Genomic DNA, 14,218 nt, shown 5'->3' with positions numbered 1-14,218 from the left:
GTCAGGAGCGGTGCCGGCCCAGGCGCCTGGGCGGGCGGGCGCCGTGGAAGCGGGCGCCGCGCGGCGTCGGCACATCCTGGACGGTGTAGGCGCTCTCGAAGACCGCGGCCATGGCCTGCGAGGGTCCGGTGGGCAGGGCCGCGAGGCCGTAACCGCCTTCGCGGCGGGCCAGTTCGTGCAGCAGGGTGGTGACCATGCGCAGGCCGGCCGCACCGCCCGGATCACCCAGCGCGATGGCGGCGCCGTGCACATTCAGGCTCGCGGCCGGATCGAACGTCCAGCCCTCGCGCTCCCACAGCCGGGTGAGCGCCAGGATCTCGACGGCGCTGGTCTCGTCGATCTCGACCACATCCAGATCGTCCAGGCCGAAACCGCTGCGGGCCAGGGATTTACCCACCGCCAGTCCGGCGGCGGGCACCGCGATATCCGGATCGCCGGTGGCACAGGCCCAGTCGACCAGATAGCCCATGGGCGCCAGGCCCAGATCGACCAGCCGGTCCTCGGCCACCACCAGGCAGGCCGAGGCGGCGAGGGTGCGGGTGCTGCTGTTGCCGACGGTGGTGACGCCGCCGGGCACAAACGGTTCCAGGGCGGCGAAGGCGCGGGCCGAGACATCGTCGCGCAGGCCCTCATCGCGGTCGACCAGTTGCACCACACCGGAATTCGAGTCGTCCGGAACGGCATTCACCACCACGGGCGCGGTTTCCGCGCCGAAGATGCCCTGCCGCCGGGCCCGCGCCGCGCGGCGATGACTGCCCGCGGCGTATTCGTCCGCCGCCGCCCGGGTGACCCCGTAGTGCTGGGCGAGCAGTTCGGCGTCCTTCAATTCCATTGGCCCGCGGGCGGCTTCGGCCGCACCCCAGACCGCGAGTTGCTCACCGGTGTCGACGCCCGCCGCTTCACCACCCGGTAGCCGGACGGAGGTGCGGGGACCACGCGGCAGCGGTCCGGCGCCGAGCGGGCCACGCAGGCCGCCGGTCGATGCTGGGCCGCAGGGATATTCGGCGCCGAGCGTCAGTACCACGTCGGCCGTACCGGTCTGCACCATCATGGCGGCGGTGATGAGGGCGCGCAGGCCCGCGCCCGGACCGCTGCCGATGGGGAATTCGCCGAGATCGGAGGGCAATCCGGCCAGCGGGACGGCCGCGCGCACCGAACCGTGGTCCGGAACGGCCGTGACGAGTTGCTCGATGCGATAGGGGTCTATACCCGAACGGCCCACCACGGCCGCCAATATCGTCGAGATCAGGCGCTGCGGCGCGACCGCCGCCAACGCACCTCCCGGCAGGCCGACGGGTGTGCGCATAGGCATCACGATCGCGGCTCTCCTCATCAACCGGCTCCCTTCACGCTCGCACCGGCTCGGTGTACTGCTCAGGGGCAAGGTCACCACAGTCTTGTTGCTGCCGTGTGACGGTCCGCGAACGGAACGGGGAGTCATTCGGGCTCCCAGCGTGCCCACGCCCCGAATCGGACCCGTTCGAGCCCGTCCCGCAACGATTGCCGTTTGTTCACTAAGCAAACGACAGGCCGCAGAATTTCTGAATTGTGGCGCAAATCACGCGATCACGAATTCACGGTTGCGAGCTCGAGTGATAGCTGTCCTGTCGTAGGGTGCTGACCATCACATTCGATGCCGGAGGTAACGATGACGTTCCACGGGGTAGAGCAGCGAGGCATCCAGCAGTGAGCGCCGCACCAGTCAAGGCACCTGAATCGAGCACGACCGGGGTATTCAGCAAGGGTCGCGCGGCCATCGCGGCGCGCACCCTACGGACCGATCGCTGGTGGGTTCCACCGCTGGTCACCGTGCTGGGCCTCGGTACCTTCGTCATCTACGCAACCATCAGATCCTTTGCGCGCGCAGCATATTGGGTGAACGACTACCACTATCTGACGCCGTTCTACTCACCCTGCCTGAGCGCATCCTGCGTAGCGGGCTCCAGTCACCTCGGCGCGCCCATCGGCCATCTGCCGATGTGGATTCCGCTGGGCTTCCTGGTGTTGCCCTTCCTGTTGCTGTTCCGGCTCACCTGCTACTACTACCGCAAGGCCTACTACCGGGCGGTGTGGTTCTCGCCGCCGGCGTGCGCGGTGGCCGAACCGCATGCGAAATACACCGGTGAGACCAAGCTTCCGCTGATCATCCAGAACGCACACCGCTACTTCTTCTTCGTGGCGACCATCATCGCGGTGATCAACACCTACGACGCGGCGATCTCCTTCCACGCCAAGGGCGGCGGCTTCGGCATCGGCCTGGGCTCCCTCATCATCACCGCGAACGCGCTGCTGCTGTGGGCGTACACGCTGTCGTGCCACTCCTGCCGGCACATCGCGGGCGGGCGGCTCAAGAATTTCTCGAAGCACCCGGTGCGCTACTGGTTCTGGACCAAGGTGTCCGCATTGAACACCCGGCACATGCTGCTGGCCTGGACCACCCTCGGCACGCTCGTCCTGACCGATTTCTACATCATGTTGGTCTCGAGCGGCACCATCACCGATCCGCGGCTCATCGGCTGATCGATCGGTTGATTCCAATCCTCAAGTCTGTCAGGAGTATTCGGTTCCATGCCTGAAGTCGAACGGCACAAGTACGACGTCGTGGTCATCGGTGCGGGCGGCGCCGGACTGCGCGCGGTCATCGAAGCCCGCGAACACGGCCTGTCGGTGGCGGTGGTGTGCAAGTCGCTGTTCGGCAAGGCGCACACCGTCATGGCCGAGGGCGGCTGCGCGGCCGCCATGGGCAATGCCAATGAGAAGGACAATTGGCAGACCCATTTCAAGGACACCATGCGCGGCGGCAAGTTCCTGAACAACTGGCGCATGGCGGAGTTGCACGCCCAGGAGGCCCCCGACCGGGTGTGGGAGCTGGAAACCTATGGGGCGCTGTTCGATCGGACCAAGGACGGACGGATCAGCCAGCGCAACTTCGGCGGGCACACCTACCCGCGCCTGGCGCACGTCGGTGACCGCACCGGGCTCGAGCTCATCCGCACCATGCAGCAGAAGATCGTTTCGCTGCAGCAGGAGGATTTCGCGGCCACCGGTGACTACGAGGCCCGCGTCAAGATCTTCGCCGAGTGCACCATCACCGAACTGCTCAAGGACGGCGACAAGATCTCCGGGGCGTTCGGCTACTGGCGCGAATCGGGGCGGTTCATCCTCTTCGAGACGCCCGCGGTGGTGCTGGCGACCGGCGGTATCGGCAAGTCCTACAAGGTGACCTCGAACTCCTGGGAGTACACCGGCGACGGCCACGCACTCGCACTGCGGGCGGGCGCCACGCTCATCAATATGGAGTTCCTGCAGTTCCATCCGACCGGCATGGTCTGGCCGCCCAGTGTGAAGGGCATCCTGGTCACCGAGGGCGTGCGCGGTGACGGCGGCATCCTCAAGAACTCCGACGGCCAGCGCTTCATGTTCGACTACATACCCCCGGTCTTCAAGGGGCAGTACGCCGAAACCGAGCAGGAGGCCGATCAGTGGTTGAAGGACAACGACTCCGCGCGCCGCACCCCTGATCTACTCCCCCGCGACGAGGTCGCCCGCGCCATCAACGAAGAGGTCAAGGCCGGACGCGGCACCGAGCACGGCGGCGTGTACCTGGATATCGCCTCACGCATGCCCGCCGCGGAGATCAAGAAGCGACTGCCGTCCATGCACCACCAGTTCTTGGAACTGGCGGATGTGGATATCACCAAGGAGCCCATGGAGGTCGGTCCGACCTGCCACTACGTCATGGGCGGTATCGAGGTCGACCCCGATACCGGTGCGGCGACGGTGCCCGGATTGTTCGCCGCCGGTGAGTGTTCCGGCGGTATGCACGGTTCGAACCGGCTCGGCGGCAACTCGCTCTCGGATCTGCTGGTGTTCGGGCGGCGCGCGGGTATGGGCGCGGCCACCTATGTGGAGCAGCTGCCTGGACGGCCCAAGGTTTCCGACACCGATATCGCCGCGGCGGCGAAAGCCACTGTGGCGCCGTTTGATTCGCCCACCAGCGGCACCGGCGAGAACCCGTACACCATGCACCTGGATCTGCAGCAGACCATGAACGATCTGGTCGGCATCATCCGCAAGGAGGGTGAGCTGAAGCAGGCCATCGAGAAGCTCTCGGAGATGCGCGACCGCTTCGACAGCGTCACCGTCGAGGGGCATCGGCAGTTCAATCCGGGCTGGCATCTGGCGCTGGATCTGCGAAATATGTTGCTGATCAGCGAATGTGTCGCCCAGGCCGCACTGCTGCGCACCGAGAGCCGCGGCGGTCACACCCGTGATGATCACCGCGGCATGGATCCGGCGTGGCGCAATAAGCTGCTGGTCTGCCGCATCGATCCGGACGAGGTCGGATTCTCGGTGCCCTCGGTGACGGTGACTCCGGAGGATCAGCTGCCCATGCGCGTCGATCTCCTGAAGCTGTTCGACCTGACGGAACTCGAAAAGTACTACAGCACTACCGACCTCGCGCCCGTGCGCGACGGCGCCGGAGAGGCGGAATAGCCATGGCTTACGACGCGAAGTTCAAGGTCTGGCGCGGCGATATCGAGGGCGGCGCGCTGGCCGACTTCACCGTGCAGGTGAACGAGGGCGAGGTGGTGCTCGATGTCATCCACCGGCTGCAGGCCACACAGACCCCGGATCTGGCGGTGCGCTGGAATTGCAAGGCCGGCAAGTGCGGTTCGTGTTCGGCGGAGGTGAACGGCCGCCCGCGACTGCTGTGTATGACGCGCATGAACACCTTCACGCCGGAGGACGTGATCACGGTGACGCCGCTGCGCGCCTTCCCGGTGATCCGCGATCTGGTCACCGATGTGTCCTTCAACTACCAGAAGGCCCGGGAGATACCGTCTTTCACGCCTCCGGTGGATCTGAAGCCGGGCGAGTACCGGATGCAGCAGCAGGATGTGGAGCGGTCACAGGAATTCCGCAAGTGCATCGAATGCTTCCTGTGCCAGAACACCTGTCACGTGGTGCGTGATCACGAGGAGAACAAGGAGTCCTTCGCCGGACCGCGCTATCTGATGCGGATCGCGGAATTGGAAATGCATCCGCTGGACGTGGGCGATCGGCGCGAGCTCGCGCAGGACGAGGCCGGGCTCGGTCTGTGCAATATCACCAAGTGCTGCACCGAGGTCTGCCCGGAGCACATCAAGATCACCGACAATGCGCTCATTCCGCTCAAGGAGCGGGTGGCCGATCAGAAGTACGATCCGCTGGTCTGGTTGGGCAACAAGCTCTTCCGGCGGTAGCGCTCGTCACCTCGTACGTCTTTGGCCGGGACCCACAGTTGCAGTGTGGGTCCCGGCCAAAAACGTACCGGGAGGACGGAGCGGTTCCACAAGCACGGAGCGGTACTACAGCATTGCGACGACGCCGAGCGCAACGGCGCCGACGAGCAAGCCCACCGCCAGCGCCGAGATCAGGGCTCCGGTGAGTACATACACGCCGATCGCCGATACCGCGAAGAGCAGCCCGACGATCAGTCGTTCCACCCAGTCGCCGGGATCCACTTTGCGGTACCGGGTTCGGGAATTTCTGAGCCCTCGGTCCACAGAATATTGGATACCCAAGCTTTGCCCTGGCAAACATGTTTTCGAGACATAACGGCGACCGATTCGTGATCTTCCGTCAAAGCGGGCGGTGAACAGTAGTTTCGCCGCCCGCCGCGGATCAACTGTCGAATGCGCCGCCATCGATACCGGATGTGAACGCCGCCCACTCCCCCGCACCGAATACCAGGGCGGGACCGTGCGGATTCTTGCTGTCCCGCACGCCGACCAGATCACCGGTCAGAAAAGCCACCTCGACGCACTCCTTGCCCGCTCCGCTGCGACTGCTCTTGAACCAGCGGGCCCCAGCGAATTCTTCGATGCTCATGCTCTGTCCTTTCGTGCCTGAGCGGAGCCCTGCGTGGTTACGCTCCGCTGCCGCCTCCGGGCCTGACCGCTCAGGCGGCATACTCCTTCGCCACCTGCCGCAGCAGGATTCTGCTGTCCTGGACATCCAGCGCACAGCGCTCCAGAGCATCCAGTGCCCGGCGATAACGCTGAACGTCGCCCTGTCTTTCGAGATAGAGATCGCCGGTGAACCCCTCCACGTAGACCACCGGGGGCTCCACCGGCTGCCCTTTGCTGTCGGTCCCGAACTCGAGAATCACGAACGGACCGGTCGAAAGTCCCAGGGGGACACCGGCTGCGAAGGGCAGAATGCGCAGGACGACATTGGGCCGAGTACTCAGGTCGGCCAAGTGCCGCACCTGCGCCGCCATCACCTTTGCACCTCCCACGGAACGCCGCAATACCGATTCGTGCAACACCATGGCGACCGTCGCTGGATGCGTGCGCCGGGTGATGAGCGCCTGCCGCTGCAACCGCAGCTGAACTCGCCGATCCAGTTCCGCCGCACCGTCGTTCGGGTATCCGAGACTGTTCAGGGCCCTTGCGTAGTCGGCGATCTGCAGCAGGCCCGGCACCAATTCCGATTGGTAGCAGGACAACTGCTGCGCGGATGCTTCCAGCCCCACGTAGATGTCGAAATTCTCCGGGATGAGGTCGCCGTAGGAGTGCCACCAGCTCTTGACGGCCGCCTGCTGCGCCAAACCCTTGAGCCCCTCGGCGATTTCGCCCGGTATGCCGTAGATGCGGCACAGCTCGTGGATGTCGATGGTGCGGATGCGATCCGCATTGCCCTTCTCCAAGCGCTGTAATGTGCTCGCGCCCCACTCCATGAGTTTCGCGGCCTCGGCGATGGTCAACCCGGCCTGAATTCGCCAGTCCCGCAGGTAGCGGCCGAGCTGGCGGCGCGGCAGGGTCGATGACGCAGGGCTCTCGGACACAGCGCACTCCGTTCTCGGGCGGGGAGGACCGGGTCGGCGGCAGCGGTGCACAGGGGTCTGAAACATCGTGCGTTAGGCTTGCGGTACACCGGCTCCCGCCCGGACCCACTCCCCGGACACACGTTTTATCGGCGGGGGGGTTCGTCCACTATGGAGAATCCTCCTCCCCCAGGTGGATTCACTGCTGGGAATTCGCGCAATTTTGCGTTCTCATCTTCGAAAAACGCCCGCCGGGCGTCTGCTCATGGTGTGCTGGATATGTGCCCGGAGTGGTGTTGCTAGGCCCCTTTCGTTTCCTGAATTCTCCGGGCACTTCAGGTATCCCATGCGGAACGAGGAGTCATGGCCGAAGTCGTCACCCCTTACCACCGGTCTCTCACGGAGGTCGGGACATGCAACTGACAACTCTCAATATGCACGTCGCCGGTTTGCTGCGTTGTCGCAGGGATCCGGGCGTCATGAGCATCGAACAGGCACACGCCGCAATGCAATTGCACCTCGACTGCACGGTGCAGACCTGCAAGGTGCGGCGGCGCGCTCGTGCGACGCTGGTCGAGGAGGGACGGTGCGTGCTCGACGAGCGCGCACTGCCATGACAACCGGCGCCGGCCGGTATGAGCGTGCGGTGCATCGCGCACTGTGGTGGATGCTCGATCTCCGCCGCACGCTCAACCGGTCGCGTTCGCGTGGCCAGGGTCGTTCGGGGAAGGCCCCTGGCCGCAATAGCAGCTGCCGCACCGCCTTTCGATCGCCGGCGCACCCTCCTCCGGTGCGCCCGGTGTAGCCCCGTCGCGTTGCGTCAGCGCGGTCCGGCCGCCCGCTCACAGACGGCGGGCGCCCGGACCGCACCCATACTGTGCCCGAACGACGTTTGAGTGGAGCCCTACGTGATTACGCTCCGCTGCCGCCTCCGGGCTTGACCACGCAAGCGGCCGACGACGCCTACCCTGGAATCCATCGCACCACGCCGGTGGAGGGGACATCGTTGTTAGCCTTCGGACAACCGCAGGTACCGCTTTTCCGGTCTGCGTCCATGGGGGATCTGGATGCCATTGCGGCCCTGGAGGTCGCGGAATTCGCGCACCTCGCCTATCCGTATTTCATTCTGCGCCAACTCTTCGAGCTGCACGGGCCGGAATGGACCGTCGCCGAGCACGAGGGCCGAGTCTGCGGATATGTGCTCGCCGCCCTCGGCGGTGGGGGCTCCGCATGGTTCATGGGATTCGCGGTCGCCGGTCACTGCCGCGGGCGCGGATACGGTCGCGCACTGCTGGAATCAGCGCTCGAACGCTGCCGCGCGGAACATATCGATCAGGTATTCGTGACGGTGCGCCCGGGCAACCGCGCCGCCTACCACCTGTACAAAGAGGTCGGATTCGTCTGGGCCGATCACGAAGTGGACTACTTCGGACCGGACGAGCCGCGAGATGTCCTGGTGCGCAAGCTTTACCATTGATCATGCTCGAAAAGAGCTCGCCCTCGTCACCGTTCGTCGCGGCCATGACCACTCGCGTCGAGCGGCATGCCGACGTCTACGCCGAGGACATCACCGGCTTCCTCGATCAGCCGCATCGGCTGCGGCGCACCGTGACCGAACGACCCCTGCTCGATACCTTCACCCGCCATGTGGAGGCGGTGGTCGGCACCTATGATCCGCCGGGCATCCGCCGCATCGGCGACAGTCTGGTCTTCGGGCATCTGTACGCCGAGGCCCTGACCCAATCCCCCGACGGCGCAGCGCAATCGGTGCCGGTGGTGAAACTGCTCGCCGCGTTGCTGGCAGCCGAGGTGGAGTTCCGGGGACCGCTGCGGCTGAGCCGCACGCAGAAGCGGCAGCTCGCCGAGAACTACGAACGATTGGGCCGGCGCCTGGTCGCGGTGGGCCTGCCCGCGCACGCCGCCCTGGCCTTCCGGCGGGCGAACGGCCTCTACCACGGTGACGAGGACACCGATGCCGAGGACCGCTGTGGTCTGGCCCTGTCGCGCGCACGGCGGCTGGCGCAGCCGGTCGCGTGGCGGCGCATCGGCGGACTCTTCCCGGATCTGTTGTGCGGCTACGGGTATCGCCCGTTCCGCATGCTGGGCTGGATCGTCGTGCAGTTGCTGGTATTCGTCGTCGCGATTGCGACGGTCTCGAATCAGGCGCTCTCCGTCACCGTGTACGAGGTGATGGTCAATTACGTGAATCCGCTCGGACCCGGAGACACCGAGAACCTGCGTGCCGGGGGACGCGCCTACTTCGTGATCGAGTGCTATCTCGGCACCGTCACGCTGTCGGTGTTCTTCGCACTGCTGGTGCGCCGCTGGTTCCGGCTGTGAGAGGTCGGCTCACCACTGCGCGGTACTGATCTTGGAGCTGCGCAGCGCTTCCAGCGTCGCGACGGCCAGCCGGTCGCGCAATTGCCCGACCTGCGCAGTCCACTGCCGGGAGAAACCGGGATCGGCCTCCAGGCGGGTCCACAGTTCGCGCAGCCGCGGCGGGGTGTGCGCGCCCGGCATCCACAGGTGCACAAGCTGTTCCAGCAGCGGGCTCAGCAGCGCCAGCGCATCCCGCTCGGGTCCGAGGCGACCGGCGTCGGCCAGCGCGGCATCGAGCGTGGTGAGCAGCCAGTCGTGCACCGCCAGATCCTCGCAGAAGCGTTGCACGCCTGCGAGATCCCGGACGGTCGGCACCATGATCCGCACCGAGCGGGTCGTCTCGTCTTCCAGCCGGAAGGCGAACAGGGTGCGATTGCGCACCTCGCCCTCCAGCCGCGGTGCCACCCGCGCGGCCCAGCGCAACCGGGTCGCGGTGGTGCGCAGCTGCGGGCGGCGATCGAGCCGGGCATCGGTGCGCACCTGGGTGAGCAGCCGCTCGCTGATCGAACCGAGGTCCAGGGTGGTCGAGCTGGAGGCCTCGAGAAAGCCCTCGCTGAGATCGACCGCGGCAGCGGTATCGTCGCCGATCCGGGGAATCAGTTCGACGGTGCCGAGCTGGGTCAGATAGTGCGACCACGGCCGCCGGGCCGAATCGGCGGCCCGCACCACCCGCACCGCGGACGAGCTCTGCGCCACCCGGCCGCCGACCAGCGCCGCATGCGAGGCGACGGTGCCGACCACGCGGCTCTCCGAGCGGGAGACGGTGGCGAGCTGACAGTCCACGCCGACCGCGGAGGTCGGCGAAATCGCCAGTGCCAGCGGGCGTTCCCGCGTGAGCACCCGCTGCCCGGGCAGCAGCGCGAGTAGCTCGGCCACCTCCGCCGACGGCAGCGCCACCGAGGCGGGCAGCAGCCCCGAGCGCACCTCCCCCAGCAGAACCAGCGGATCCGTCATGCCGTTCCCATCAGACGTCGCCGAGGAATACATGGTTGACCCGGTGCGTGACCCGTGCCGGCACATCGACGGGAATTCGTTCGGCCGCACCGCGTTCCGCCAGTTTGGCGTAGACCTCGTCATCGAGCTGGAGATGGTCCAGGATCACCCGCACGGCGTGCTCGATGCCGAGGTAGCTGTGCGGCAGCACCGAGAGCGTGCGGTAGGCGGCGAAGGGCGCGGCGGCCGGATTGAGCTGCACCACGGTCGGCATCTTCCACCAGTCCGCGGGCCACGGATCGGCCCAGGTCTGCGGCTTGGCCACCACCGCGCCGTCGTGCCGGATCATGCCCAGCCGCAACAGCTGCCAGATGGAGGCCAGGAACGGACAGGACCACTGGGTGCGCTCGACCGCGGTGCCCGACACCTGCTCGGTGTAGCGGCTCCACAGCTGCACATCCAGGAAGATCGAATGATTGCGCGCGGCGAATTCCACCGGCGGCCGATACGGGGCGACCCGCATGGCCTGCGCCGCATCATGTTCGGAGGAGCGGCGGCCATTGCACAGCCAGCCGGAGCTGGTGGTGGCCGGGCGGCGGCCGGTGGCCCCCAGATCCTCCGGCTCCGGCACGATGCGGGCCGCCATCATCTCGGCCAGCCGGATGGGTTCACCGATGGCCTCGCCGTCGATGAACACCGGGACCTCGGCGCAGCCCGCCTCTCGCGCCAGATAGTCGATGCGCACACCGCATTCGGTGGCGGCCTGCAGCAGCTTCTCCAGAATGGTCCGGGGATCGGTGTCGTGCCGGAAGTAGTCGTCCACCAGGAAGCAGGTGCTCACCCGCGCACCCGGCCCGAATTCCAGCCGGGCCGCCTGGGTGTGCGCCTCGACCAGCGGCGCGACCCGCCGCAGCTGGGCCTTGATGCGGTCCACACCATTGACCAGATCGTCCATGTAGAAGTGCCCGGCTTCGATGGACACATGCGAGAGCGGCTGACCGGCCACCCGGTTGCGTTCACCGGCCTCGCTGTAGTCGATGGAACTCACTGTCCCTCCAGCCTTTCCCAGAAAGCCTGAGTGTTGACCCGGGTGGCGAGTTCACGGAAAGCGGCCACGGTCTTCTCGTTCGCGATCCGGTCGGCAACATCGACATCCAGGATCACCTGCTCGCGCCACTGCAGCATCGGCTCGACCGGCGTCGCGCCGAGCATCAGGGTAGTGCCCAATCGATAGCGTACGGCCGCTCGGCTCAGGGTGTTGTTCTGTTCCTGCAGCCACGCCGCCTGCGCCGCCTGCAGGCCGGTGGACTCGTTCAATTCGGGCACCGCGGTCCGCACGTAGCGCACCGATTCCATCAGTCGCGCACCATCGTGTCCACAGGCCGCGCCGGTCTCCAGCAGCCCGTGCTCGCCGTGCACGAGACCGTTGGCGGCCACCAGGTGCTGGCGGGTCCAGCGGTGGAACACCAGCCACCGCACCGTGGACTGGGCCAGCTGCGGCATGGCGGTGGCGCGCAGCACCAGGGTGAGGGCGATGGAGCGGCCGGCGCTCAAATCGACGATGGTGACATCGAATTCCTGCTCACAGGTGGCGAGCAGTTCGGCGCAGCGGCGCACCATGGCCTCGTCGGCGAAGGCGAATTCCGCGCCGCCGGCATCGCCGGGGAAGAGCACCAGGCGACCGGAGGGATGCCGGGAGTGCCGCAGTTCGGGGCGGTCGGTTTCCGAGCGCACGCTCAGGCGGGCCGCGGAACCGTTGTCGCCCAGCATGTACGAGTGCAGTCCGGCATCACCGGTGATACCGCGGTCCGCCCGGCTGATCTCGAAGATCGCGCCCACGGTCGGCGAACCGAAATCGAAATCCAGATACGCGACCTTGAGGCCGTCCATGCTCAGCTGGTAGGCCATATTGGCGCTGGTCACCGAACGACCGGTGCCACCCTTGTCGGAGGCGGAGAAAACGAGCACGTCACACGCTCCTGGTGGCGTCGAAGCGGGCGTAGGCGAGTTCATCGAGCTCCAGCAGGGCCTGCGAAGCCAAACTCAGTGCGGTGCCGGGGCGTTCGTCTATGAGTATCCGCGCTCGTTCCAAGCGGCGCTGCGCCAGGGCCAGGGCGGTGCGCAGTGCGGAACTGTCCGTATCGCTGAGCTCCAGCAGCTGGCCGTTGAGCAGATGCTCGGCCTCGATCAGCAATTCCATGGCGCGCGCCACCATGCTGGGGAAGCGCAGCGGCGGCTCCCGGAACATGCGCGCGGCGGCGACCAGGCATTCGACCACGCGCTCGGTGAGATACCAGGAGGGCTCATGGTTTTCGTCGCCGCCGAAGAGCCGGCCCGGATCGTCCCAGAGACCGGTGACCCGGCCCTCGCGGAAGGCGCGGCGGTCCAGATGCTCCATGGTGTCCTGGGCGAGCTGCAGCAGTTTGTCGCGCACCTCCATGGTCCCGGAGAGGCGGGCAGCCTGCAGGATGCGCTTCAACAGCACTGTGGCGTAGTCGGATACGGTCCAGACCAGGAGCGGGCCGCCGTACACCTCATCGCTGCCGATGAGTCGCAGCCGCACACCCGGGGTGTGCATGGCGCGGGCCGGATCGTGCGCCGTCATGCGGCTGGTGATCCGGCCGCGCCGCGCCAGCTCGTCGAAAATCGGTGCGGCCCTGGTGAGATCGTCGTCATCGGCTTCCCGATTGAGCAGATCCTGCATGAGGACCGCCGACACCGTGAGGCTGAAATAGTCCGACTCCTCGCCGTCGGAGGTGCGCCAGGGAATGTCCTCGAGCGGCCAGCGGCCGGAGCCGAAGCGCGCCACCGCGGACCAGTAGCGCTGCGCCAGATCCCAGCGCAATTGCAGCGCCTCGGCCAGGCGGCGCTGCTCACTGTCGAGTAGGTCCAGCTCACGGGTGCGTGCAGAGGTCAGGTCATTGATTCCGTCCAGCGCCACCACGGTGAAGTGCAGGTAGGGGCGGGCGATGGCATACCCCGGCGCGCCGGCGATCGGCATATCGACAAAATCGATGAAGGCGGCATCCCGCACCAGACTCCAGCTCCAGCCGCATTCGAAGAGCAGATCCTCGTCGTAGAGGTCCACACCCGGCGTCTGGCTGAGCGTCAGGTCATTGCGCAGCCGGATGCGCACGCGCTCCAGGCGGCGGGAGACCGCGTCCACCACCGACGGGTCGGCCGCGCCGGTCTGATTGAGCATGGAGAGCATGGCGCGGCCCTCCGGCGACTCCGGGGTCACGGTATTCACCACGAAGCTGCGCACCAGGCCGACCATGGCGGCGGTCAGGCGGGTATTGATCCGGGTGTCGAGCCGGTCGATGCGGGCGGCGAGATCCCGTGCTTCCCTGCGGGTCTGCGTCATCAAGAAGCCCTGGAAACCGCGCAGGAACTTCAGCGCCGCCAGGCACAGGGTCAGCGACATGGAGTAGGAGTCGACGATATCGAGACCGCGCTGCTCGTCCGTGGGATCGATATCGTCCAGGCTGGTCAGATAGCTGCCCGCCGCGAAGACCGCCAGCTCCTGCTGCTCCCCCGTCTCGGTCTCGACGACCTCGGTATAGCGATCGATATAGTCCTCGAGCACCCGGACCAGCGTGGCTCCCACGCGCTGCGGATTGCCCATCGGTGAGAGCACCGCGCGAATATCGTCGGGGATATCGTCCGGCCGGTCCAGGCCGAAGCCGTCGATCTCGGTCGCCGGATACAGCAGGCACAGCAGCTGTTCGGCATCACTGATGGAATTGGAGCCGTCGCGCCCGCCCCACACCCATTCGCCGTCCCGGTAGCAGGCGGTGAGCAGCGACCGCCACACACCGAGAATCTGCTGTCGTGGCTGAATTCTCATCGACGCCGTCCCCTGCCGTTTCGTGGCCCGCCTCGCCGGTCGCAAAAACTATCATGCGCCGACGCTGTACACCTGGTGAAAGAGCCCGCTGAACCGATGCGAATTTCGAACGGTCGATCGGGCGAATCGGACAGTGCCCAAGGGTAACTCGGTCTCAGCGCACCGTCATGTGCGTGGCCGAACGGGGTGATCCGCGCGGCCAGGCGCCGGTGTTGTCACTGGGGGATCGGGCGAATCGGGCGCGTGGT

14 protein-coding genes are annotated in these 14,218 nt (G+C 66.6%); 6 read left to right on the top strand and 8 right to left on the bottom strand.

The features are described from left to right. Position 1 precedes the first annotated feature (1 nt). The gene (locus OG716_RS31975; RefSeq protein WP_405140048.1) at positions 2-1,312 is read right to left on the bottom strand and encodes an acetyl-CoA acetyltransferase; all 1,311 of its coding nucleotides are present in this window, start codon (positions 1,310-1,312) and stop codon (positions 2-4) included. A 374-nt stretch (positions 1,313-1,686) separates the two neighbouring features. Here OG716_RS31975 and OG716_RS31970 point away from each other — a divergent pair, with 374 nt between their 5' ends. The 3 genes from OG716_RS31970 to OG716_RS31960 are packed head-to-tail and all read left to right on the top strand — an operon-like array spanning position 1,687 to position 5,246. Next, positions 1,687-2,520 carry a hypothetical protein gene (locus OG716_RS31970; RefSeq protein WP_405134186.1) on the top strand — a complete coding sequence of 278 codons (834 nt, stop codon included), beginning with the start codon at positions 1,687-1,689 and terminating at the stop codon, positions 2,518-2,520. Between the two features lie 48 nt (positions 2,521-2,568). After that, positions 2,569-4,497: a fumarate reductase/succinate dehydrogenase flavoprotein subunit gene (locus tag OG716_RS31965; protein ID WP_405134185.1), complete on the top strand. Its 1,929-nt coding sequence runs from the start codon at positions 2,569-2,571 to the stop codon at positions 4,495-4,497. A gap of 2 nt (positions 4,498-4,499) precedes the next feature. Continuing rightward, the gene (locus tag OG716_RS31960; protein ID WP_405134184.1) at positions 4,500-5,246 is read left to right on the top strand and encodes a succinate dehydrogenase/fumarate reductase iron-sulfur subunit; all 747 of its coding nucleotides are present in this window, start codon (positions 4,500-4,502) and stop codon (positions 5,244-5,246) included. Between the two features lie 105 nt (positions 5,247-5,351). Here OG716_RS31960 and OG716_RS31955 read toward each other — a convergent pair whose 3' ends face one another. The 3 genes from OG716_RS31955 to OG716_RS31945 all read right to left on the bottom strand — a co-directional run bounded on the left by OG716_RS31955 (position 5,352) and on the right by OG716_RS31945 (position 6,832). Beyond that, entirely contained in the window at positions 5,352-5,507 is a 156-nt protein-coding gene (locus tag OG716_RS31955; protein ID WP_405134183.1) for a hypothetical protein, read from the bottom strand. A 160-nt stretch (positions 5,508-5,667) separates the two neighbouring features. Continuing rightward, positions 5,668-5,874: a DUF397 domain-containing protein gene (locus OG716_RS31950; protein ID WP_405134182.1), complete on the bottom strand. Its 207-nt coding sequence runs from the start codon at positions 5,872-5,874 to the stop codon at positions 5,668-5,670. Between the two features lie 70 nt (positions 5,875-5,944). Further along, a complete protein-coding gene (locus OG716_RS31945; protein ID WP_405134181.1) occupies positions 5,945-6,832 on the bottom strand; it encodes a helix-turn-helix domain-containing protein in 888 nt (295 codons plus the stop codon). Positions 6,833-7,224: 392 nt separating this feature from the next. On the opposite strand from OG716_RS31945, the gene OG716_RS31940 reads away from it, so the two are divergent. The 3 genes from OG716_RS31940 (at position 7,225) to OG716_RS31930 (ending at position 9,151) form a co-directional block, all read left to right on the top strand. Then, on the top strand, positions 7,225-7,428 hold the full coding sequence (locus OG716_RS31940; protein ID WP_327142876.1) for a hypothetical protein: 204 nt from the start codon (positions 7,225-7,227) through the stop codon (positions 7,426-7,428). A gap of 437 nt (positions 7,429-7,865) precedes the next feature. After that, entirely contained in the window at positions 7,866-8,288 is a 423-nt protein-coding gene (locus OG716_RS31935; protein WP_405134180.1) for a GNAT family N-acetyltransferase, read from the top strand. After that, on the top strand, positions 8,285-9,151 hold the full coding sequence (locus OG716_RS31930) for a hypothetical protein (RefSeq protein ID WP_405134179.1): 867 nt from the start codon (positions 8,285-8,287) through the stop codon (positions 9,149-9,151). Before OG716_RS31935 ends, OG716_RS31930 begins: the two co-directional genes overlap by 4 nt. A 9-nt stretch (positions 9,152-9,160) precedes the next feature. On the opposite strand, the gene OG716_RS31925 is transcribed toward OG716_RS31930, so the two are convergent. The 4 genes from OG716_RS31925 to OG716_RS31910 are packed head-to-tail and all read right to left on the bottom strand — an operon-like array spanning position 9,161 to position 13,970. After that, entirely contained in the window at positions 9,161-10,144 is a 984-nt protein-coding gene (locus OG716_RS31925) for an SCO2521 family protein (protein WP_405134178.1), read from the bottom strand. Positions 10,145-10,154: 10 nt separating this feature from the next. Then, a complete protein-coding gene (locus tag OG716_RS31920) occupies positions 10,155-11,171 on the bottom strand; it encodes an SCO2522 family protein (protein WP_405134177.1) in 1,017 nt (338 codons plus the stop codon). Next, positions 11,168-12,091 carry an SCO2523 family variant P-loop protein gene (locus OG716_RS31915; RefSeq protein ID WP_327142881.1) on the bottom strand — a complete coding sequence of 308 codons (924 nt, stop codon included), beginning with the start codon at positions 12,089-12,091 and terminating at the stop codon, positions 11,168-11,170. Before OG716_RS31915 ends, OG716_RS31920 begins: the two co-directional genes overlap by 4 nt. Position 12,092: 1 nt before the next feature. After that, on the bottom strand, positions 12,093-13,970 hold the full coding sequence (locus tag OG716_RS31910) for an SCO2524 family protein (RefSeq protein WP_355125189.1): 1,878 nt from the start codon (positions 13,968-13,970) through the stop codon (positions 12,093-12,095). Positions 13,971-14,218: the final 248 nt, after the last annotated feature.

The organism is Nocardia sp. NBC_01388, from assembly GCF_045040085.1.
In the GTDB taxonomy this organism is placed as follows: Bacteria; Actinomycetota; Actinomycetes; order Mycobacteriales; family Mycobacteriaceae; genus Nocardia.
Note: the sequence above shows the minus strand (reverse complement) of the source record. Positions and strands in the feature narration are given on the sequence as shown.

What these genes read in the sequence shown, in the direction of transcription:
- OG716_RS31975 (WP_405140048.1), bottom strand. Translation starts at nt 1,312, where the DNA reads ATGCCTATGCGCACACCCGTCGGCCTGCCGGGAGGTGCGTTGGCGGCG.
- OG716_RS31965 (WP_405134185.1), top strand. Translation starts at nt 2,569, where the DNA reads ATGCCTGAAGTCGAACGGCACAAGTACGACGTCGTGGTCATCGGTGCG.
- OG716_RS31960 (WP_405134184.1), top strand. Translation starts at nt 4,500, where the DNA reads ATGGCTTACGACGCGAAGTTCAAGGTCTGGCGCGGCGATATCGAGGGC.
- OG716_RS31950 (WP_405134182.1), bottom strand. Translation starts at nt 5,874, where the DNA reads ATGAGCATCGAAGAATTCGCTGGGGCCCGCTGGTTCAAGAGCAGTCGC.
- OG716_RS31940 (WP_327142876.1), top strand. Translation starts at nt 7,225, where the DNA reads ATGCAACTGACAACTCTCAATATGCACGTCGCCGGTTTGCTGCGTTGT.
- OG716_RS31935 (WP_405134180.1), top strand. Translation starts at nt 7,866, where the DNA reads ATGGGGGATCTGGATGCCATTGCGGCCCTGGAGGTCGCGGAATTCGCG.
- OG716_RS31925 (WP_405134178.1), bottom strand. Translation starts at nt 10,144, where the DNA reads ATGACGGATCCGCTGGTTCTGCTGGGGGAGGTGCGCTCGGGGCTGCTG.
- OG716_RS31910 (WP_355125189.1), bottom strand. Translation starts at nt 13,970, where the DNA reads ATGAGAATTCAGCCACGACAGCAGATTCTCGGTGTGTGGCGGTCGCTG.